Here is a 20672-nt window from a genome sequence, read left to right on the forward strand (position 1 = left end):
GCTCAGCGAGCCATCCAAGCCTTTCCCACGCGTCGCCAGCTGCTTCGAGTTCAGCATGCAACCGTGCCGCCAAAGGCTGTATGACGCTGGCATCGTGGAGCTGCGAAAGCTCGTATGGGTCTGCAACGAGATCGATGGCGTAGTCCCACATGCCTCCGTCGGTTCGTTTATTCAGCACACTCACGTGCCGTACACAGGCTCCTACGGCGGGGTGCTGCTCACCGGATTGTCGGCGCTGTTTGCCTTGCTCAGCGGCAGCGAGCTTGACATTGCACAGGCCGATCGAGGGGGTATCTATCGCGCCATTGACGAGGCTATGGTGCCTGTGATGGTGGAAGGGCAGGTGCTCGCAGCGGTACGAGGCCGGTCTGTCTCCCGTAACTTTGAGTCGGGCGCTACGGACGGAGGCGCAATTCTGGGTGCCATGCTCATGCTGGCGAAGTATGCACCTGCACATTTGGGGCAGCGTTGGCAGTCGGTGTGCAAGGGTTGGCTCGAGCGTAGTGACTTTGACAACTTCTTCGACACCTCGAACATCGTGCGACTCAGCCTAATGCGGATTGCCCTCGACGAGCCCAGCTCAGCTCCTGCCCTCACAACGCCGACGATGTATCCGTCGATGGACAGGCTGATTCACCGAACTCCCACGTGGACGGCAGCTATTGCGATGTGTAGCAACCGAATTGCCTGGTACGAATTCGGCAACGGCGAGAACGAACTGGGGCCCCGCACAGGCTCTGGCATGCGCTACCTGTACCTTCCTGGGCAGTTTGATCAATATGAGGATGCCTTCTGGCCGACGATGGACCACGCAGCCCCGCCTGGGGCAACCGTCGATCAGACTCCGCTTGAGCCCAAAGTTGGTGGGGAATGGGGTGAGAACACCCCCGACAACGAGTGAACTGGAGGGTTGACCTGTGTCGAATACAGTGTGGCAGCGATGCACCTCGTCGGTCCAGATTCGAGCGGTTTGTCAGCTCGTCGAATGTGGCTCGGAACGCCCCGTGGGCTCATCGAGCTCGTCTCCGATGTGCAGACCACTTCTGAGCCGGCGATGACCGTCGTCGAGCATCGCAAAATCCGGCGAGCCGATACGTCGCGTCTCGTAGTGAACGGCAAAGTCGTTGACAAGACGACCGACTTCCGTAACGCCAAATGGGCACATCTCGGTAATACCGGGGGCTATGTGTTCCTTGCTCCCGCACGCATCCGCGTGAAGATAGAGAAGCGCTCGGGCAAATGGGCACACATCAACGTGCAGAAGCGTCCCGGCTATGACGTCCTGCACGAGCGTACCTACGCGACAATGCATCTCGAGCACAGCGACGGTGCATCTGCAGCATGGATGCTATTGCCGGGGGCGACGGAGGAGCAGGCTCGCAGTGCCGCTGACGAGCAGGGCGACGCCAAGGTGATCCGCAATGATGCTGCGGCGCAAATTGTGGATGTTGCTGAAGGGGCTCGGGCGTTCGCTATTTGGACTCCTGGGGTGTATGGAGGGTGGCGCTTTGAGCAGCCAGCGGTGGTCTTCGCGCAGCGCCGGTCGAATGAGCTCACACTCGTGGTCTCAGCACCCACACAGGGCGCAGAATCTGTGGCGCTCAGCCTGCCAGGTGAATGGCGGTTGCTTGACGGGGAGGCCGACATCGCGGTGCGTGGAGAGAGCACACGGGCCATGTTTCCAACCGCTGATCGCGAAGGTCGTGCGCTCACCGTGACGCTGCGCTCGAAGCAGGACGAGCAAGTTTCGCCTGCCCCGCCTACACCATCGCGGCCGTCAGCTCCGTCGGCTCCGTCTGCCTCGTCAGTTTCTCCCGCTCCGCAGGCTCCGCGTGGGCCAGGACTTCCTTCGACCGGCCTCTAAACGTGCACCATCGTTCATCCTCGTAATCGATATGGCGCAGGAGTATCCCAAGCTCGCCGTATCGATTCGGGATGAAAGAAATCTGTCACAGCAAACGTTTACACTTTTGCATTGGTTGAAGCGGCAGAACGTATCAAAACCATCCCGAGGTATGCGCTCTACCGCCTGTTGGCTAGGCTAGATGTCGGTATACGTACATTTCGACAGATGGGTGGTGAAACGATGAAGGACGGAGTCGTCGGGGGTGTTTCCAGGAGTGCCGACCCGAAGTCGATTCGTTTCTGGAACGAGCAGCTCGTCATTGACGTGATGCGCAAGCAGAACGAACCGCTACGGATTGCGCAATTGGCTGAATTAACGGGGCTCACTCCTGCGTCGCTGGGGCATCTCTTACGCGGGCTCGAGGCCAAGGGGTGGGTGGCTGCAGGAGGCAGCCAAGAGCGTCGCCGTGGCAGGCCCCCGCAGCTGTTTTCGCTCGTGCGCCCCCAAGGGTGCGTGCTCGGCATCGATTTCGACGCGCACACTTTGCGCATTGTGAGCATCGACATGCTCGGCACCGAGCTGGGGCGCGCCGAGATTCCTGCGGACGACCATGTCGACGGTGACTACCGCGGCATCAGCCGCCGCCTTCTGAGTGCCGTGCTGCCTGACGGAAACGGGCCAGTGTGGGCGGTGGGTGTTTCCCTCGACCACGACCATCACCGCACACCTGACAGCGAGGCCGCGTCGAAGGTACACGAACAGATCAGCGCATTGCGTGAGGAACTCCGCGCGAGGGGCTTTCACGACGACATCATCGAGGTGTGCGACGGTCACGCGGCGGCGTTTGCGGCACAGCGGGTAGACATGGAATCCCGTGGCCGCGCCATGCTGTACGTGCACTTCGACCGCACGCCGAAGCTCTGCGCCGTGACGGAGCACGGCGTCTACGTGGGTGCTCGAGGACGAGCCGGACACGTGTACGAGCGGGGTATCCCGTCGGCTACTTATAGCCTGGACAAGCCCCAACTCCCGGTTGAGCAGACCGACAACCAGGCCTCTGTTCTGATCGAGCAGGCCGTTGCCGGAGATGATGATGCGCTGTCGGCAGTGCAGGCCTACCTCGCAGAGGCGGCGCCGAAGATCGGGTGCGCGGCTGCATTGATGGACCCAGCGGTCGTGGTGGTGGGCGGCGCGCTCTCGCCGCTGCGCGACACGGTGCTGCCTGTGGTGAAGGAAGCCGTCGAGCAAGAGACCGGGCGCCCGGCCAATGTCGTCGATTCCGGGACCGACGAGTTTGGCGTCGCTACGGGCTCTGCATTCATGGCATGGCAGGAGATATTCAATCTGCTCATCTCGTCCGACTCGGGCGCGCGGGAGTTTTCGGCCGAGCAGGTACACAAGCTCTGGGCGGAGCAGACCAGCTAGGGCTGCGGCTCCTCATGCGTTACACCCGGTCCGATCAGTGCTGCCCGTGGCGCTGCACCGTCTGCGGGTCGAGGTGCACATCGCAGCCGGCCCAAAACAGGAAGCCGCGCAAAATCAGCGTGCCGTTTGAACCGTCGCCCATGGCTGCCGCATCGATGTCATTGCCGGCCATGATTGCCACGCACTCGTCGACGACGCGCACGCCTGGCGGAATGTAGATGTCGTGGCCACCCATCACAGCGGACACGTCTAGCGTCACGACGGCGCCGGGTCCCATGCAGTCGCGCAAGTAGATTTCGTTCCCGCCCCAAAACGCGAAGGAGCGCAATCCGGGTGAGCCGGGTTCCAGCACGATGTTGCGACCGCTCAGCAACGCCAACCTGAACGGGCGGTCTTCCCCAACGCGCGTCGGAACGTGGCTGCTCCGGGCACTGACGGCAGGAGCGCTGGCAGGCGCGGCGTCAGACTGCGTGATCAGGACCCTTCCTTCAGGTAAGTCGTTGATGAGTTCATCTAAATCGACGCGGTACCTGGCGTGGAGCGCTTGTTCCTGCCGTTCCTCGAGCTCGGCCAGGTCGAGCCTGCCTGCGGCGTGCGCTTCCTGCAGCACAGTGAGGGCGGCATCGCGGTCGGCATCGCCGATGCGTAGGCGTGGGGCCGGGTGGTTCTCGGACATGCCAGCAGCGTACCGAATGTCCTCGTGCAAGAACCGGCTGAGCGGAGGGAATGTGGGGTGCGCCAAAGAAGATGCATCAATTTAGTGAAGGGTCTTCGTGTTGACCGACGTGCCGCTAGTCTAAAACGTAAACGATTACAGTTCGCGATGCAGCGAGCTGCCGAACGGATGAGGTAACGATGCCAAATCAACCCCCAACTAGGGTTCGTAAGCAAGTGGGAGCTCTGACAGCAGTTTGTCTGGTGGCGACGATGACTTCGACGCCAGCACTCACTGCAGAAGCCACTCCTGCCCCTACGGCTCCGAGCCCCGCGGTATTCGTGGAGGAGATGACAGGCCAACACGCGGTCACCAACACCAAAGAAAAGTGGGACATCGGAGCAACCGATCTCGGCGTGATGTGGGAGGACGGCGAGGGCGGCATCCTGACCGCCTTCGGCGACACTTTCACCAACCCGGGCAAGGACGGCGCCGGCTTCGACAACTGGCGCTCGAACGTGCTGCTGCGCTCCACCGACAACAAGCTTGACGACGGCATGACCTTCGACTGGGCGCTCACCGGCGATGACGGCAAGGCCAAAGGAATCATCGAGGGCAAGAAGGTCGACCACGACGAGATGACGGTTATCCCCACGGCGGGCATCGCCGTGGGCACGCGCCAGTACCTTGATTTCATGTCGGTGCGCCACTGGGGAGAACCCGGTCAGTGGGACACGAACTTCGCCCAGATGGCGTACTCCGACGACCGCGGTGTGACATGGCAGACCGAAGCCGCCCCGCGCTTTGAAAACCCCGACGGCAACGACCCTATGCAGATGAAAGCCTTCGCCAAGGACGGCGGATTCGTCTACATCTTCGGCACCCCGAATGGGCGCCTCGGCGACGCACACCTCGCCCGGGTCAAGGAAGAGGGGCTACTCGACAAGAGCGCCTGGGAGTTCTACACCGGTTCCGAGTGGACGAAGGACTACGCGTCGATTACTCCGTTGATTCAGGGCCCGGTTGCGGAGCTGTCGGTGCGCAAAGATCCACACTCCGGGCTGTGGCAGATGGTGTACCTCGACGGCAATGCCGATCTCGTCTTGCGCACCGCTGCCCAGCCGACGGGGCCCTGGCAGGAACCCCAGGTGCTGGCCACTCAGCAGGACTATCCGGGACTCTACGGCGGGTTCATCCACCCGTGGTCGCCGAAGGGCGAGCTGTACTTCGCCATGTCGGTATGGAACGAGTACAACGTCGCGCTCATGAAAGTCACGCTCGACGATAAGGGCAAGATCACGTGCCCGAACCTGCTGGTCGATCCGTCCTTTGAACGCAGCGACAAGTTTGATGTTCCTGGCGGGTGGAGCCCGTCGAATGTGGGTGGCATCGATACCCAATCTGCCTGGGCAAACGTCGGTCGCAGGCAATTCTGGGTGCGCGCCTCCGGCGGAGAACACCTGATGACGCAGAACGTCGCCGTCACCCCGCACACTGACTACCGCCTCACGGGGTGGCTCACCACGGGAGATACCGTCGGCGGTAACGCCGGTGAAGGCCTGATCGGCGTGCGCCCAACAGAAATTGGCGCCGATACGATTGCGCAGAAAACATTTGGTGATTTGCGCGGCTACACGAAGTTCGTCGTGGAATTCAACTCCGGCGAGCACCGGCACCTCCAGGTGTATGCGGGGTCGACAATGACTGGGGATCGCTGGGTGCAAGGCGACGATTTCAGTCTCGTCGCACTGGGCGAGCCCACGCAAGAGGCAGCCCCCGAGCCGGCTGCGCCGCCCGTGACGGTTCCGTCGCTTCCTGGGTGGAACGCCGCGGACGGCGTCTGGGAGCTGAGTGATGCAACCCGCATTGTCGCGCCCGACGAGTTCCGCGCCAGCGCAGACCTGCTCTCGCGCGAGATCGGCAACTACCGTGCAGGTGCCCCGGCGCAGTTCGTCACCAGCGGCGCACAGGCCAGTGACATCGAGGTGCGCATCGATTCTGCCAAGCGTGGCGAGCTTGGCGACGAGGGATACTCCCTGGGCGTGAGCGCCGACGGCGTCACCATCGTCGCGGCCACGAAGGCGGGCGCGTTCTACGCAACCCGCACCGTCTCGCAATTGCTGCGCCAGGACACAACGCTCGCGGCGGGGCACACCGTCGATAAGCCGAAGTACCCCGAGCGCGGCCTCACCATCAGTGCCTACGAGGTGAACATCTCCGACGAGTGGATCGACCGCATGCTCGTTGAGATGGCGGACCTCAAACTCAACCAGGTGCTGCTGCAGATCAAGGTGAAATCCGATAAATACCCCAACCTCAACACGTGGAGTTACTACCCGAAAGAGCAGGTAAAGAAGTTCGTCGCAAAGGCGAACGCCATGGGCATCGAGGTGATTCCGGAGATCAACGCACCCGGCCACATGGACGTCGTGCTGGAAAATTACCCCGACTTCCAGCTCATCGACGACAACGGGAAGCATCAGCCCAATAAGCTCGACGTCTGCAATCCCGAGGCAGTCGAGTTCTATCTCGACCTCATGGATGAATACATCGACGTGTTCCAGCCGAAGCAGTGGCACGTCGGCTCGGACGAGTACATGCTGGGTAGTGACCCGAAGAACTACCAGCGCCTCATTGAATGCGTGCGCGACAAATTCGGCGATGAAGCAGTCACTAGCGATGCGTTCGAGACCATCAACAACGCGGTATTCGATTTCGTGAACACCGTCAACGCGCACGCCAAGAGCAAGGGCTTGACGCTGCGCATGTGGAACGACGGCATCCACGGCGCGACGAAGGTGCAGCTCGATTCCGACATCGTGGTGGAGCACTGGATCGACCGGGGCGTCCCGGCGCAGTCGATTCTGGATCGCGGACACAAGATCATGAACGCCTCGCTGGCGCTCTACGACACCCGCCATCCCACGCAGGACATCTCCATCCACCCCGAGCGACTGTGGACGTCGAGGTGGCATCCAGGTGTGTTCTTCGGCAGTCATGGGCGCGTCGAGCCTGGTCACCCGCAGCTCACGGGCGTGAAGGCCTCGATGTGGGTGGATCACGCTCAGGCCATGACGGAAAACGCTCAGGCCGAACGTATTCGCGACGGCCTCCGCTTCGTCGCGCAAATGGGCTGGACGGGCAATCACGGTGGCAAGAGCTGGAACCAGTTCAAGTCGGATATCGACGCTGTGGGGCGTTCGCCGCAATGGATGAACGTTGACGACCAGCCGCTGCGGGAGGGCATGTACCGATTCTCGCTCCACGATGAGCCGAACAAGGTGCTGGGCGAGACGGGAGCTGACCCCGACGTGTACGGCACCGATACCTGGTACCTGACGCCCACGCCTGACCGCTACTATCAGCTCCGCTCCAGCGTGACGGGCAAGTGTCTCGCGATGTCGAAGGGCTTCGAGACGCTCGGCGTCGTCACCGAGATCGGTGCCGCGCCGAACTTCGAGCCTTGCCGAGCCATCGACGATCAGTCAGCGAACAAGCAGAAATGGCAGATCATCAGCGACGGCGAGGGCATCTACCGGGTCACGAATGCCACCACCAACCAGGTGCTTTCGGTGACCGACGGCGACGAGGTGCGTCCTCACCGCTACCTGGGCGGCAAGGAGTACCCGGAGCAGACGCTCGAGGCGAGCAAGCTCGCGCAGCTGCCCGGCGACATGAGTGACGACAGATGGAGCATCACGCCCGTCATCGGATTGTCGTTGCAGGCGGAGCGTACGCAGCTGTGGCCAGGCCAATCGGCGAAGCTCACGCTCAAGGTCATCAACGACGGCACCACCGACGTGCGCGACGCGACGCTGCACGCGCAGTTCCCCGAGGGCTGGAAGGTTTCTGATCTGCCCGAGATTCCAGCGATCCCGGCGGGCGAGAGCAAGGAGTTCACGCTGACGATCACCAACATCGACGCAGCCCTCGGTTCCGCGTTCTTACCGATGGTTCTCGACTCGAGCGCCGGCAAGGTGAGCGCAGGCGTGGTGATGGAATCCGTTTGTGGTGAGCCGACGACGCCGAAGTTCGTCTCGGCGGACACGGAGCAGACGTGGGGTGAGGGCCCCGGCAGCGGGCCGGGCAGCGCCGCCGTCGACGGAAACCCTGCCACCTACTGGCACACGGAATGGGACACCAACACGCCCTTCCCGCACCACATCATCGTCGACACCGGCAAGGTGCAAAGCCTGTGCGGCTTGGGGCACTTGCCCAGACCGGGCTCGAAGGCTCGACAGGCTAGGGACTTCGAGATCTACGTCTCTGACGACGGCAAGGAATGGGGCGAGCCCGCGCTGAAAGGCACCCTGGAGCGTGTCGACGACTGGCAGCAGCTCTCGTTCGACGCGCGTGGCCGGTACGTGAAGTTCGTCGGTCTGAACGCGTGGCCCGATTCCGACGCACCCGCCGAGGACAACCCGTGGATGGCCGTGGCGGAGCTCAGGGTGACCGCGAAATCGGGTGTGCTGCGTCCGGGAACCTCCACGGCCCCCGGGATGGAACCAGCGATCGTGGAAGTTAAGCTGCCCGACCAGCCGGCGCCTGAGCCTGAGCCGCAGCCTGCTCCTGAACCTGAGCCTGGGCCTGGGCCTGAGCCGCAGCCTGATCCTGAGCTCGAGCCGAGGCCGTCGGATGACGGGAAACCCGACGAGGCAGTCGAGGACGGTGCCGGGCAGGCTCCGTCTGCGAAACAGCAGCCGCCCCAGCGCGGCGCTGATCGTCCGCGGCCCGGTATGCCGAGGACGGGGCTCTAACTAAGGCAGGCCTCTGACACGTGTTCCGCAACTGAGCGGAACACGTGTCAGAGGCCTGATCCCATGTTGTGGGTATTAGCTGCTATGGGGGCGCAGCAGGGGGTAGAGGATGGTCTCGCGGATGCCCGCGCCGGTCAGCAGCATGATGAGACGGTCGATGCCGATGCCGAGCCCACCCATCGGGGGCACGCCGTATTCGAGTGCCTCGATGAAGTCGGTGTCGAGCTGCATCGCCTCGGGATCGCCTGCCGCAGCCTTCAACGACTGCGCCGTAAGCACGTCGCGCTGGATCACTGGGTCGGGCGAGGGCCGCTATGCCATCGTGCGGGCGGCCGAGGCCGGGGACGAGATCGCGGTGGCCGCGGTCAAGGAGTACTTCGAGCTCATCGCCCCGGTGGCCGGCTTTGGGGCGGCGATCGTGGATCCCGACATCGTCGTCCTCGACGGCGTGGCGAAGGAGGAGCTCGACACCTTCCGCGCGTTGCGCGAGCACCAAAGCTGACTGGACTTCCTTGTTTTCTTGACCAAGTCCAGAAATGCGCTAGGCTGGTGGCATGACGATTCTGGAACCGGTGGACCACGCAGCGTCGCTGCGTGCTGCCGGGCTTCGCGTCACCAGTCCCCGGCTCGCCACGCTGCAGGTCATCCAGCAGCATCCCCACTCCACGGCCGACGACGTCGCGTCCGCCGTGCGGGAACGGCTGGGCACGGTCTCGAAACAGGCGATCTACGACGTCCTCCACGCCCTCACCGACGCGGCCCTGCTGCGCCGGGTGGCCGTCGACGGTCGTGGCTCGCAGTACGAGCTCGAGGTCGGGGACAACCACCATCACGTCGTCTGTCGCGAGTGCGGCAGGCTCGAGGACGTGCCGTGCCCCGTCGGTGCCGCGCCCTGCCTCGAGCCCCCGGTCGACCACGGGTTCGAGGTGGACCAGGCCGAGGTGATCTACCGAGGACTGTGCGCCAGATGTCGTCAACCAGCCCCAACCACCACGCATGAAGGGACCAATCATGACCAAGTTTGATCCGTCCATTCCCTCCACCACCGAGACCGGCGAGCCGCGTCAGTCCGACGCCCACTCGCTCAGCATCGGCGCCAACGGCCCGCTGCTCCTCCACGACGTCGCCCTCGTCCAGAAGCTCGCCCGCTTCGACCGCGAGCGCGTTCCCGAGCGTTCCCCGCACGCCAAGGGCTCCGGCGCCTTCGGCGAGTTCGAGGTGACCGGCGACGTCTCCAAGTACACCAAGGCCGCCTTCCTGCAGCCCGGTGCCAAGACCCGCATGCTCGCCCGCTTCTCCACCGTCGCCGGTGAGCTCGGCTCGCCCGACACCTGGCGCGACGTCCGCGGCTTCGCCCTGAAGTTCTACACCGACGAGGGCAACTTCGACATGGTGGGCAACAACACCCCCGTGTTCTTCCTCCGCGACCCCATGAAGTTCCCCGACTTCATCCACTCGCAGAAGCGCATGCCGGCCTCCGGCCTGCGTGATGGCAACATGCAGTGGGACTTCTGGACGCTGAGCCCCGAGTCCGCGCACCAGGTCTCCTACCTCATGGGCGACCGCGGCCTGCCGAAGTCCTGGCGCAACATGAACGGCTACTCCTCGCACACCTACATGTGGGTCAACGCCGAGGGCGAGCGCTTCTGGGTGAAGTACCACTTCCTCACCGACCAGGGCGTCGAGAACATGACCAACGAGGAGGCCGAGGCTCTCGCCGGCAAGGACGCGGACTTCCACCGTCGCGACCTGTTCGAGGCCATCGAGCGCGGTGAGTACCCGAGCTGGACCCTCCACGTCCAGGTCATGCCGTACGACGAGGCCAAGGAATACCGCTTCAACCCGTTCGACCTCACCAAGACCTGGTCGAAGAAGGACTACCCGCGCATCGAGGTGGGCCGCTTCACCCTCAACGAGAACCCCACCAACCACTTCGCGCAGATCGAGCAGGCGGCGTTCTCCCCGTCGAACACCGTGCCCGGCACCGGCGTGAGCCCCGACAAGATGCTGCTCGGCCGCGTCTTCTCCTACCCGGACGCGCAGCGCAACCGCATCGGCACCAACTACAACCAGCTGCCGGTCAATGCTCCCGTCTGCCCCGTGAACTCCTACGACAAGGAGGGGCAGATGCAGTACCACCACAGCGGTGACGCTCCGGTCTACGCGCCCAACTCCTACGGTCGCGGCTACCAGGAGGTCGAGGGCCCGGTGGACAACGGCTGGGAGGCCGACGGCCAGATGGTGCGCTCCGCGTACACCCTCCACAGCGAGGACGACGACTGGGGCCAGGCGCACACCCTCGTGCGCGAGGTCTTCGACGACGCCCAGCGCGCCCGTCTCGTCGACACCCTCGCCGGCCAGGCGCCGGACCTCGACGACATCGTCTACCCGCGCTTCATCCAGTACTGGAAGAACATCGACGCCGAGGTGGGCGCCGAGCTCGAGGCTCGCGGCCGCGACGGCAAGGGCGGCGACAACCCGATGGGTGCCGGCGACGCCGAGTGACCCGATCCCGCGGCTGACGCCGTCGGGAGCATGACAAGGATCAAGCCTTGTTGCGGAAAACCGCAACAAGGCTTGATCCTTCTTCGTCGGTCTGCGCTCAGATGGTGTTGAGCGCCTTGTTCGGCAGCTGGGCGCCGTAGTGCGCCCGCATGTTGACCTTGCGCTCGAGGTCGGCGATCACGGCGGGGGAGAAGTCGATGTCGTACAGCGCCTCGCACGAGCCGAGCCCGCCGGGGCTGAAGACGTTGACCTCCACGGCCTCGGCCTTGCCGCCGTCGGACATGTTGGAGCGCATGTCGGAGTCGGACGAGCGACGTCGGAACGCGGCGATCCGGCCGTCCACCTCGAGGGGCTGGCCGTTCATGACGAACATGCGCACGTCGCCGTTCTTCGCCTCGGGGAGGTACTCCTGCGCGACGACGTAGCCGTCGCCCCGGGCGGCCTGGTCGATGTCGTTGCCCGCCATGACCTGGTGGAGATCCAGGACGACGGTGACGCCGGGGCCCATGGCCTCGTCGAGCTCCTCGGCGTCGAGCCGACCAGCTCCATGCGCTTCCTGCAGGACGCGCAGCACGGCCTCACGGTCGTGATCACCGATGCGGTAGCGGCTTCCTCTATGCGGCCAGCCTAGCCGCAGAAGGGCCAGTCAGGACTGGGGGCGCAGCAGGGGGTAGAGGATGGTCTCGCGGATGCCCGCACCCGTGAGCAGCATGATGAGACGGTCGATGCCGATGCCGAGCCCGCCCATCGGGGGCACGCCGTATTCGAGTGCCTCGATGAAGTCGGTGTCGAGCTGCATCGCCTCGGGATCGCCTGCCGCAGCCTTCAACGACTGCGCCGTGAGCACGTCGCGCTGGATCACTGGGTCGATCATCTCGGTGAAGCCGGTGCCGCGCTCCATGCCGCCGATGATGAGGTCCCACGCGAGCACCTTGCCCGGATCTTCCTTGTTGATGCGCGCCAGCGGCTGGGCGACGGCGGGGTAGTCGCACACGAACGTCGGCTGGATGAGCGTCGGCTCGACGAGCTCGCCGAAGAGCTCCATTACGAGCTTTCCGGCGTCCCACGCCGGATCCACTTCCACGCCGCGCTCGTCGGCGAGGGCGCGCAATTCGTCGGCAGGAGTGTCGACGGTGATCTCGCGCCCAAGCTCCTCCGACAAGCGGGGATACACCGGCACCCAGGGCCACTCGCCATCCAGGTCGATGGTGCCCTGTGGCGTCTCAATCTGCCGGGTGCCCACCGCGTCGGCGGCGGCCAGCACGATCTCTTGTGTGAGCTTCCCGACGCTGAATTGGTCGCCCCAGGCCTCGTAGGCTTCGAGCATGGTGAACTCGGGGGAGTGCGACGAGTCGACGCCCTCGTTGCGAAATACGCGCCCCATCTCGAATACCCGGCTGGCTCCGCCGACCATGGTGCGCTTGAGGTGCAGTTCGAGGGCGATGCGCAGACTCATGTGGATGTCGAACGCATTGAGGTGCGTGCCGAACGGGCGTGCCGCCGCGCCGCCGTGTAGGAGCTGCAAGATGGGCGTTTCCACCTCCAGGTAGTCCTGTGCGTACAGCGCCTCGCGCACCGCTCGGGTGATAGCCGAGCGTTTGCGCACCATCTCACGCGCTTCGTCGCGCACGATCAGATCGACGTACCGACGGCGCACGCGCGACTCCTCGGAGAGGTCCTTATGCATCGTCGGCAACGGGCGTAGCGCCTTCGACGCCATGCGCCACTGAGATGCCATAACAGACAGCTCTCCGCGCTTCGACGCGATCACGCGGCCGGTGACCCACACATGATCGCCGAGGTCGACATCGGACTTCCAGGCAGCCAACGCTTCCTCGCCGACCTCAGCGAGCGACAGCATGACCTGAAGGCGCTCACCGTTGTTGTCGGGGGTAAAGCCATCCTGCAAGGTGGCGAACGCGAGCTTGCCCGTGTTGCGGATGAACACCACCCGTCCGCCAACGGCAACCTCGTCGTTGGTTTCCTCCCCAGCCTCGAGATGGCCCCATCTGGCGCGAACCTCCTCGAGCGTGTGGCTGCGTTTCAGATCTGCGGGGTACGGTTCGACGCCAGCCGAGAGGAGGCGGTCGCGCTTCTCTTTTCGGATCGTGGTCTGTTCAGAATCGGTAGGCAGGTTCTCGTCAGTCACGCCTCGCATCCTAGCTTGCGGCGACGGAGCGCGCCGAACACCTTGTACGGTAGGCGCATGGAGACTCCCATCTCACCGAGGCCCCAGCCAGACGTCGACCCCCGTCGGCCCGAGTTCCTGCGGTACTCCCTGCCTGTCACCACGACGAATACGCTGCCGAACATGTCCGAGATCATCGGTGTAGTCGTCGGAGTGGCAACTAGGCCACGTGACCAAGCGCACAACCCCGACATGCTCTACATCAATACCCGCGCACGGCAGGACGCCTTAGGCGCGATGGTGATGCAGGCCAAGGAGGCCGGGGCTAACGCTGTGATCGGCGTCCGGTTCGACTCCGAGCAGATCTCCGAGTCGGTAGGGGAGATCACCGCCTACGGTACGGCGGTGAAGATTGCAGGCACGACGCTCGAACCCCCGCGCCCGCGCCCGCGCGCGCACAGGGTAGGGCAGTCGTCGCCGTAATCGTGCCTGGCTGATGGGGCCACGCTGGGGTAGCGCTACTTCCAGAGAGTCATGAGGGCGAGGCTGGCGAGGATGAGGCCGATAGAGATGCCCAGGTTCCAGTTGCCGAGTGCCTGCATGAACGGGATCATTCGCCCAGCGAGGTTCCAGACCACCATCCACAGCACGCCCAACAGTCCGACGGGGATGAACACCCACGGCACCCAGTCACGGCCGCCGCTAGCCAGCTTCGTCGTTTGCTGACGATGTTCAGCCTGCTCGTGGCGCTGCTTGGCAAGCTTCTTCTTGGCAGCTTCCTTGCGCACTCGTGACTCTGGCACTATTCCTCCTTGCAGGTTCGCGCTAATGCTAGTTCAGCTGGCCGCGTAATGCTACGCGAGCATGGGTGAAGCCGGTTTCGATACGCCGCTTCGCGGCGACTCAACCATCGGGCCTGGGAGACAGGCGGCTACTCAATCACCAGACGTGGGTTGGGCGTTCCTGATGCCGAGTACGCCGGAGAACGCGGGCATTTCGACGACGTCGAGGCGTTCCTGCGCATACCCCAGCCCGTACGCATCCACGTACTCTCGGTAGATCCGCACCGCCGCCGCGCTGTCGAGGGCCTGTTCCAGTTTGTCGGGGCTGCCGATGGCCTCGATCACGTACGGCGGCGCATACGGCACACCCTGCAGCACGACGGTGTTCCCCACGCACTTGATGCCCGTCGTCGCGATCACGCGCTGGCTCTGGATGGTGATGGCCTCCGCCCCGCCGGCCCACAGCGCATTCACCACCGACTGGATGTCCTGCTGATGCACAACCAGATCGTCGTCGTCCACGCCGGCAGGCTTCACGTCGGCAGGGGCGTCCTTCAACGTCACGCGCACGCCCGGCCCGGTGACCGCCGCCGTCGACGCAGCCAACTCGGCCTCACCCTTATCCCGGCGTAGCTGCCCCATCGAGAGATCCCGCGAGGACAGCTCGTCGACTTCACTGCGGAGGGCGTCGATCTGCTTCTGCAGCTGTGTGTTCTGCTGGGCGTTGCTATTGATGAGCTCGCGAAGGGACACGTTGCGGTCGTTGCGCAGGTCGGTACCCCTCGCCGCAATCCCAGAGATGGTGATGAGCAAGCCCGCCACCACACAGACAAGCACGGTAGCTACGCGCCCGGCCCGCGTGCGCGGAAGGCGCTGCGGCCGGCTGAGCCTCGGCAATGTGCGTCGTCCATCCACACTCGCCATGGTAGGCGACGCCGCACATCGATGGCACAATGACGCCGTGGCCCGAATCCTCGTCATCGACAATTACGACTCGTTCGTCTACAACATCGTCCAGTATCTGCAGCAGCTCGGCGCACAAGTGGATGTGTGGCGCAACGACGATCCGCGATTCGACGACGCCTCCTGGCACGACCCCTACGACGGCGTGCTGCTCTCTCCGGGGCCCGGCACACCGGAGGCCGCCGGCGTCTGCATCGACGTGATCCGCAACCTCGCCGGGCGCGTACCGCTGTTCGGCGTCTGCCTCGGGTTGCAGGCGATGGCGGTCGCGTTCGGAGGCACGGTTGATCGCGCGCCAGAACAACTGCACGGCAAAGTATCCGAAGTATTCCACGACGGCCGCGGGGTATTCAGCGGGCTTCCGTCGCCCGTGCGCACCACCCGCTACCACTCGCTCGCGATCGTCGAGTCGACGCTCCCCGACGAGTTGGAGATCACGGCGCGCACCTCGTCGGGGGTGGTGATGGCGGTCCGACACCGCGAGCTCGCCCTCGAAGCCGTACAGTTCCACCCGGAAAGCGTGCTCACCGAGCGTGGGCACGACATGCTGAGCAACTGGCTCGCAGTATGTGAGGCCGAGCGCTAGTTGTCGCCGTCATTGTCGTCGGAAGGCGGCTCTTCAGGCGCCTGCGCCACCGACAAGTTGATGGTCTCGCCCTTGCTCAGCGACGCGCCGGGGTTGACGCTTTGCTGAAACACGAGGCCCTCCGGATGGTCGGCGGTGGGCACTGGTGTGACTTCCACCTTGAACCCGCTCTGCTCGGCGAGTTGCTGGGCGCGCTCAGCGGTCATGCCCGTGAAATCGGGCACCTCGGCAGTGGCCGACTCGCGGGCGATGGTGAGGGTGACAGTGCTGTCCGGGTCGACGGCGCCCGTCGGCGTGACCTTGATCACGTTGCCTGCTGGCTGCGAGTCAGTCTCTTCTTCGACGAACTCGATCTTCTCCTTCTTGAACCCGGCCGCGACGAGTTCGTCGACAGCGGCCTGCTCATTCATGCCCACCAGGTTCCCTGGCACCTCGATGGTCTTCACCACGTAGGTGTACACCTGGAGCTGAACCTCGCTGCCCTTTTCGACTTCGTTACCGCCATCGGGATTGGAGCTCTTCACCGTGCCGTTGTTGCTTTCGGTGGCGCCATCGGAGACTTCCTCGACCACCGGCGACAGCCCCGCATCACGCAGGCGGTTCTCGGCGTCGGCGCGTTCGAGCCCGACGACGTGCGGCACCGCCACCATCTCGACAGTGGGTGTGGGCGATGAGCTTTCGCTCTGGGCTTCGGTAGGGGACGGCGATGGTGTGGGCGACGGTAACGCGTCACCGCTGGGCCCTTTGTTCAAGAACAGCAGCAGCACGATAACGCCGATCACCAGCAGACCCGCGAGGACACTGATGACGATGATCGGCCCCTTGCCGGGCTTCTCTTCTTCCGGCTCCTCTTCGTCGCCCGGAACCTCCTCCGGGCTCGAGGGCGCGTCGTGCTCAACCCCATGCGCGGCCAGGGGGGCCCCCGCCGCGGGCGGGGCAGCACGTCGGGCGGTAGTGGTGATTGGGTCGCTCGCGATCACCTGGGTGGGGGCATCGGTGGCGTGGGAGCGGGGCGCGGGCCGGACGGGCTGATTGTTCAGCACCCGCACGATATCTTCGCGCATCTCCGACGCATCCTGGTAGCGGTCGCGTGGGTCTTTCTCGAGCGCGCGCATCACGATGGCGTCCATCGCCGGCGTCACTTCCGGATCACGCTGCGACGGTGGCACCGGCAGTTCGCGCACGTGCTGGAATACCACAGAGACGGGGGAATCGCCCTGGAACGGAGGCTCCGACGTGAGCAGCTCATAGAGCAACACGCCGACGGCGTAGATGTCGGAGCGGTTATCCACCTTCTGACCGCGCGCCTGCTCAGGCGACAGGTATTGCGCGGTGCCGATCACCGCGGCGGTCTGGGTCATCGTCGCGGAGGTGTCAGCGACGGCGCGGGCGATGCCGAAATCCATCACCTTCACCGTGCCGGGTGGCGTGAACATCACATTGGCTGGCTTGATGTCGCGGTGGATGATGCCTGCCCGATGCGAGTACGCGAGCGCGTCGAGCACTCCGGCGGTGAACTCGAGTGCCTTCTCAGGAACTATCTTGCGGCCACCGCGCAACACCTCGCGCAGTGTGACGCCTTCAACCAGCTCCATCACGATGTACGGCACCATGACCCCGGATGCGGGGTCGGCTTCCTCGCCGGTGTCGTAGACCGCCACGATGTTGGGGTGATTGAGGCCTGCAGCCGCCTGAGCCTCTCGACGGAATCGCGCCTGGAAGGTGTTGTCAGAAGCCAAGTCGAGGCGCAAGCGTTTGACGGCAACGTCGCGCTGGAGCCGGGTGTCTCGGGCACGCCAGACCTCGGCCATGCCACCTCGCCCGATGACCTCATCGAGCTTGTAGCGGCCGCCGAGCAGAGTTCCGCGCTCAGTCATCGCCTCGTTCCTTTCCAACTGCTCAACATTCTGGCAGACCGACGCCCTAACACAAGGCGCATCATCGTAAAGCCTGCACTACCGAACGGAAGATTGGCGCCGCCAGTCGTCCACCAGAGATGTCGTCGCGGGCGACCCCTGCATCTTCGATGAACACCGCTACCGCTACCTTCGGGTCTTCTGCATACCCGACGAACCACGCGTACGGAGCGCGTTCTTTCGACGTTTGCGCCGTGCCTGTCTTACCCCCCAGCGTGACCCCGTCGATGCGCGCCGAGCGTCCCGTGCCTTCCCGGACGACGCTTTGCATCATCTGCTGGAGCTGCTTCGCAGTCGCCTCCGAGATGGGCCGAGACTGCTCCGTCGGTTTCCTGCTGGAAAGCACTTGCAGGTCGCGCGTGACGACGTCCTTCACCAGGTACGGCTTCATCATCTTGCCGTTATTGGCGATCGCACCCACCACTTGCGCCATCTGTAGCGGGGAGCTGGCGACGTCGAACTGGCCGATGGCGCTGAGCGCGGTTTGTGCCTGGTCGGCGTCGGTGGGGTACTTCGAACGCGCGGCCTGTATGTCGATTTGGGCGTCTTGATTGAACCCGAAGCGCTCCGCCATGTCCTTCATCGTCTCGGCACCCAGGTCGAGCCCGAGCTGCCCAAACGCGGTGTTGCACGACGTGGCCAGCGCGTTCTCGAGCGTGGTGGTTTCGCCGCCGCAGTTCGTGGAGTTACCGAGCGAATGGTTGGTGCCCGGCAAACGCAGCGACGACGGCGACGGGATCTTGGTATCGGGGCTGATGCCGTTCTCGAGCGCGGCAGCGGCGGTCACCAACTTGAACGTCGACCCCGGAGGATAGATCTCGCGAACGGCGCGGTTTTTCAGCGGTTCGTCCTTGGCGTTCAGCAGCTGCTGCCAGCGCTCGTTCACCTCGCCGGTATTCAGCCCGCTCAGCTCGTTGGGGTCGTAGCTCGGCGTGGAGGCCAGCGCGAGAATCTCGCCCGTCTCGTAGTTGAGCGCGACGACGGCTCCCCGCGAGTCGCCAAGCCCCCTCATCGCCGCGCGTTGCGCGTCGGGGTTGAGCGTCGTGGAAATATTCGCACCGGTGGGGGCCTTGCCGGTGAGCATGTCGGTAAGACGATTGAACGTCTGCTCCGACGCGGTGCCCGCCAGGTCGCGGGCATACGAGCGTTCCAGGCCGGAGGCGCCATGAATCCGCGTGAACCATCCCGTCACGGGCGCCCACAGCGGCCCGTCGGTGAAGCTCCGACGATAGGGCACGATGGCATTGCCCGTCGGTTCGCTTTGGGCGATGGGGTCGTTTCCGACGAGGATGGCGCCGCGGTCACGCGCGAACTCGGCGTCACGGACCCGGCGGTTGAGGGGATGATCGAGCAGCCCCGGTTGGCGGAGCGTGGCGAGCACGGTGAGGTTGATGAGCAGCGCCGCCATCATGCACGCGACGAAGATGCTGACGTTCCGCAGTGGCCCATTCATGAGGCGATCAACTCCGTCGATTCTCCCTCGCTTGCCTCCATCATCTGCGGAGTGGCGGTGGCGGCCTGCGGCATCCGTGCCCGGTGGGAAATCACCATGAGCAAGCCGACGAGCAGCCAGTTCGCGAGCAGCGACGACCCACCCTGACTCATGAATGGTGTGGTGAGGCCGGTGAGGGGCAGCAGCAGCGTGACGCCGCCGATGATCGAGAACACCTGCAACGCGAGGATGAAGCTGAGCCCGCTCGCGAGCAGTTTGCCGAACCCGTCGGGGCAGATCAGCGCCGTTTTCAGCCCGCGCATGATAATGAACGTGTACACGAGGATGATGCCCATCAACCCGACGATGCCGACCTCCTCGCCCAGCGCGGTGGCGATGAAGTCGCTCTTCGCCAGTGGTGTGAGCCCCGGACGGCCTTCACCCCAGCCCTGGCCGAACAACCCGCCCCAGGCCATGCCGAACAGGCCATTGATGATCTGCCCGTTCGCGTCGGTGTCCGCGAATGGGTCCAACCAGTTGTGCACGCGCTTCGGCACATGCGAGGTGAACAGGTAGGCGGCCGCTGCTGCGGCGATGAACATGAGGAACGCCAGGATGGGCCAAAACGCGCGCTGCGTAGCGACGTAGAGCATCACGGTGAACAGGCCGAAGATCAGCAGCGCCATGCCCAGGTCACGCTGGAACACCATCACCATGAGCGCCATCGTCCACATGATCGCGATGGGGATGAAATCTCGCGCCCTAGGGATGGTGATGCCTAGCACCTTCTTACCCGCGAGGGCGAGCACGTCGCGCTTCTCGTAGAAGTAGGCGGCGAACGCGATGGCGAGCGCGATCTTCGCGATCTCGGCTGGCTGGAAGCTGAACTGTTTCACACGAATCCAGATGCGGGCGCCGTTCAGCTCAACACCGAGCGGGGTGAGCGGCAGCAACAGTAGAAACAGCGAGAACAGAAACAGCAGATACGGGTAGCGCTGCAAGCGACGGTGGTCGGGCATCCACCAGGAGACGGTGATGAACACGCCCACACTGAGCAGCGTCCACAGCAGCTGCATCTCGGCATCGTGCTTCGGCACATCGGGGATGAGGTCGATGCGGGCGATCATGGCCAGACCAATGCCGTTCAACAGGAACACCGACGGCAGTAGCACAGGGTCGGCGTACGGCAACTTCCAACGCACCGCGATATGCGCGGCGATGCCCATACCGAACCAGATGATGCCTGCGCGCACCCAATCGAGCGGCAGTGCGCCAGTCACGTTGAGATGCACGGTAACCCAGCTGCCGTACCCGATGGCGAGCGCCATGAGCAGCAACCCGAGCTCAACCCCGCGCCGCTTTCGGTAGACGATCACCTCGCCTGATAACTCAGGCTGGACAGCAACACTCATGTCAGCAGCTCTCGGGGTCTGCCTCCGCCGTGGCGGTAGGCGTCATGGGTGCGAGGTGCGTCGGGTAGCCCGCCTCGACGTCGGTCGCCTGCTCCTGGCCTTCTGGCACCGGCAGGCCCGGAATCGACGCGACTGCTGTCGGCGACGGACTGGGGGAGGGGGCAGTGTCGACGGGCTTGAGCCGCTGTTCCCGCACCACCCGGCAGCGCTCCGCGAGGCCGCGGAGCTGCTTGGCTGTGGCCCGGCCCGCCTCGAGGTCTTGCAC

At 64.4% G+C, this 20672-nt stretch carries 16 protein-coding genes and 3 pseudogenes; 9 read left to right on the top strand and 10 right to left on the bottom strand.

Annotated features, from left to right (window positions below; all coding sequences use genetic code 11):
- Positions 1-94: 94 nt before the first annotated feature.
- The 3 genes and pseudogenes from Q0X61_RS06695 to Q0X61_RS06705 form a co-directional block, all read left to right on the top strand.
- Positions 95-1351: pseudogene (locus Q0X61_RS06695) on the top strand (polysaccharide lyase family 8 super-sandwich domain-containing protein); the annotation flags it as partial.
- Positions 1346-1864: a polysaccharide lyase beta-sandwich domain-containing protein gene (locus tag Q0X61_RS06700; RefSeq protein WP_297741604.1), complete on the top strand. Its 519-nt coding sequence runs from the start codon at positions 1346-1348 to the stop codon at positions 1862-1864. The pseudogene Q0X61_RS06695 and the gene Q0X61_RS06700, both read left to right, overlap by 6 nt.
- Before the next feature lie 207 nt (positions 1865-2071).
- Complete coding sequence (locus Q0X61_RS06705) at positions 2072-3271, top strand: helix-turn-helix domain-containing protein (RefSeq protein WP_297741577.1); 1200 nt, start codon at positions 2072-2074, stop codon at positions 3269-3271.
- A gap of 34 nt (positions 3272-3305) precedes the next feature.
- Here the strand turns inward: Q0X61_RS06705 and Q0X61_RS06710 are convergent, their stop codons facing one another.
- Positions 3306-3947: a DUF1707 domain-containing protein gene (locus tag Q0X61_RS06710; RefSeq protein WP_297741579.1), complete on the bottom strand. Its 642-nt coding sequence runs from the start codon at positions 3945-3947 to the stop codon at positions 3306-3308.
- 329 nt (positions 3948-4276) lie between these two features.
- On the opposite strand from Q0X61_RS06710, the gene Q0X61_RS06715 reads away from it, so the two are divergent.
- On the top strand, positions 4277-8683 hold the full coding sequence (locus Q0X61_RS06715; RefSeq protein ID WP_297741580.1) for a DUF4185 domain-containing protein: 4407 nt from the start codon (positions 4277-4279) through the stop codon (positions 8681-8683).
- 75 nt (positions 8684-8758) lie between these two features.
- Here Q0X61_RS06715 and Q0X61_RS06720 read toward each other — a convergent pair.
- A pseudogene (locus Q0X61_RS06720) lies at positions 8759-8983 on the bottom strand (amino acid--tRNA ligase-related protein); the annotation flags it as partial.
- A 55-nt stretch (positions 8984-9038) separates the two neighbouring features.
- Here Q0X61_RS06720 and Q0X61_RS06725 point away from each other — a divergent pair.
- The 3 genes from Q0X61_RS06725 to Q0X61_RS06735 are packed head-to-tail and all read left to right on the top strand — an operon-like array spanning position 9039 to position 11188.
- Positions 9039-9185, top strand: a complete 147-nt coding sequence (locus tag Q0X61_RS06725; protein WP_297741582.1) for a hypothetical protein — start codon at positions 9039-9041, stop codon at positions 9183-9185.
- A gap of 52 nt (positions 9186-9237) precedes the next feature.
- Complete coding sequence (locus Q0X61_RS06730; RefSeq protein ID WP_297741584.1) at positions 9238-9708, top strand: Fur family transcriptional regulator; 471 nt, start codon at positions 9238-9240, stop codon at positions 9706-9708.
- The gene (locus Q0X61_RS06735) at positions 9695-11188 is read left to right on the top strand and encodes a catalase (RefSeq protein WP_297741586.1); all 1494 of its coding nucleotides are present in this window, start codon (positions 9695-9697) and stop codon (positions 11186-11188) included. The genes Q0X61_RS06730 and Q0X61_RS06735 overlap by 14 nt, the downstream gene beginning before the upstream one ends.
- Before the next feature lie 97 nt (positions 11189-11285).
- On the opposite strand, the gene Q0X61_RS06740 is transcribed toward Q0X61_RS06735, so the two are convergent.
- Positions 11286-11834, bottom strand: a complete 549-nt coding sequence (locus tag Q0X61_RS06740) for a DUF1707 domain-containing protein (RefSeq protein ID WP_367270714.1) — start codon at positions 11832-11834, stop codon at positions 11286-11288.
- Complete coding sequence (gene lysS / locus Q0X61_RS06745) at positions 11835-13337, bottom strand: lysine--tRNA ligase (RefSeq protein WP_297741588.1); 1503 nt, start codon at positions 13335-13337, stop codon at positions 11835-11837.
- 57 nt (positions 13338-13394) lie between these two features.
- Between lysS and Q0X61_RS06750 the strand changes: the two genes are divergently transcribed.
- Entirely contained in the window at positions 13395-13799 is a 405-nt protein-coding gene (locus Q0X61_RS06750; protein WP_297741590.1) for a YbjQ family protein, read from the top strand.
- Positions 13800-13834: 35 nt separating this feature from the next.
- On the opposite strand, the gene Q0X61_RS06755 is transcribed toward Q0X61_RS06750, so the two are convergent.
- Entirely contained in the window at positions 13835-14119 is a 285-nt protein-coding gene (locus Q0X61_RS06755; protein WP_297741592.1) for a cell division protein CrgA, read from the bottom strand.
- 132 nt (positions 14120-14251) lie between these two features.
- Positions 14252-15013 carry a DUF881 domain-containing protein gene (locus Q0X61_RS06760; RefSeq protein ID WP_297741594.1) on the bottom strand — a complete coding sequence of 254 codons (762 nt, stop codon included), beginning with the start codon at positions 15011-15013 and terminating at the stop codon, positions 14252-14254.
- Between the two features lie 46 nt (positions 15014-15059).
- Between Q0X61_RS06760 and Q0X61_RS06765 the strand changes: the two genes are divergently transcribed.
- The gene (locus Q0X61_RS06765; RefSeq protein ID WP_297741596.1) at positions 15060-15647 is read left to right on the top strand and encodes an aminodeoxychorismate/anthranilate synthase component II; all 588 of its coding nucleotides are present in this window, start codon (positions 15060-15062) and stop codon (positions 15645-15647) included.
- Here the strand turns inward: Q0X61_RS06765 and pknB are convergent.
- The 4 genes and pseudogenes from pknB to Q0X61_RS06785 all read right to left on the bottom strand — a co-directional run.
- The gene (pknB, locus tag Q0X61_RS06770; protein ID WP_297741598.1) at positions 15644-17524 is read right to left on the bottom strand and encodes a Stk1 family PASTA domain-containing Ser/Thr kinase; all 1881 of its coding nucleotides are present in this window, start codon (positions 17522-17524) and stop codon (positions 15644-15646) included. The two genes, Q0X61_RS06765 and pknB, sit on opposite strands and share 4 nt — an antisense overlap.
- 61 nt (positions 17525-17585) lie before the next feature.
- Positions 17586-19016 carry a penicillin-binding protein 2 gene (locus Q0X61_RS06775; RefSeq protein ID WP_297741600.1) on the bottom strand — a complete coding sequence of 477 codons (1431 nt, stop codon included), beginning with the start codon at positions 19014-19016 and terminating at the stop codon, positions 17586-17588.
- Positions 19013-20407 carry an FtsW/RodA/SpoVE family cell cycle protein gene (locus tag Q0X61_RS06780; RefSeq protein WP_297741602.1) on the bottom strand — a complete coding sequence of 465 codons (1395 nt, stop codon included), beginning with the start codon at positions 20405-20407 and terminating at the stop codon, positions 19013-19015. Before Q0X61_RS06780 ends, Q0X61_RS06775 begins: the two co-directional genes overlap by 4 nt.
- Position 20408: 1 nt before the next feature.
- Positions 20409-20672: pseudogene (locus Q0X61_RS06785) on the bottom strand (hypothetical protein); the annotation flags it as partial.

The organism is uncultured Tessaracoccus sp. (genome assembly GCF_947255005.1).
GTDB lineage: Bacteria > Actinomycetota > Actinomycetes > Propionibacteriales > Propionibacteriaceae > Arachnia.

Excerpts from the sequence above, each read along its gene's own strand:
- Q0X61_RS06700 (WP_297741604.1), top strand. The coding sequence starts at position 1,346 with ATGCTATTGCCGGGGGCGACGGAGGAGCAGGCTCGCAGTGCCGCTGAC.
- Q0X61_RS06705 (WP_297741577.1), top strand. The coding sequence starts at position 2,072 with ATGGGTGGTGAAACGATGAAGGACGGAGTCGTCGGGGGTGTTTCCAGG.
- Q0X61_RS06710 (WP_297741579.1), bottom strand. The coding sequence starts at position 3,947 with ATGTCCGAGAACCACCCGGCCCCACGCCTACGCATCGGCGATGCCGAC.
- Q0X61_RS06715 (WP_297741580.1), top strand. The coding sequence starts at position 4,277 with ATGACAGGCCAACACGCGGTCACCAACACCAAAGAAAAGTGGGACATC.
- Q0X61_RS06730 (WP_297741584.1), top strand. The coding sequence starts at position 9,238 with ATGACGATTCTGGAACCGGTGGACCACGCAGCGTCGCTGCGTGCTGCC.
- Q0X61_RS06735 (WP_297741586.1), top strand. The coding sequence starts at position 9,695 with ATGACCAAGTTTGATCCGTCCATTCCCTCCACCACCGAGACCGGCGAG.
- Q0X61_RS06750 (WP_297741590.1), top strand. The coding sequence starts at position 13,395 with ATGGAGACTCCCATCTCACCGAGGCCCCAGCCAGACGTCGACCCCCGT.
- pknB (WP_297741598.1), bottom strand. The coding sequence starts at position 17,524 with ATGACTGAGCGCGGAACTCTGCTCGGCGGCCGCTACAAGCTCGATGAG.
- Q0X61_RS06775 (WP_297741600.1), bottom strand. The coding sequence starts at position 19,016 with ATGAATGGGCCACTGCGGAACGTCAGCATCTTCGTCGCGTGCATGATG.
- Q0X61_RS06780 (WP_297741602.1), bottom strand. The coding sequence starts at position 20,407 with ATGAGTGTTGCTGTCCAGCCTGAGTTATCAGGCGAGGTGATCGTCTAC.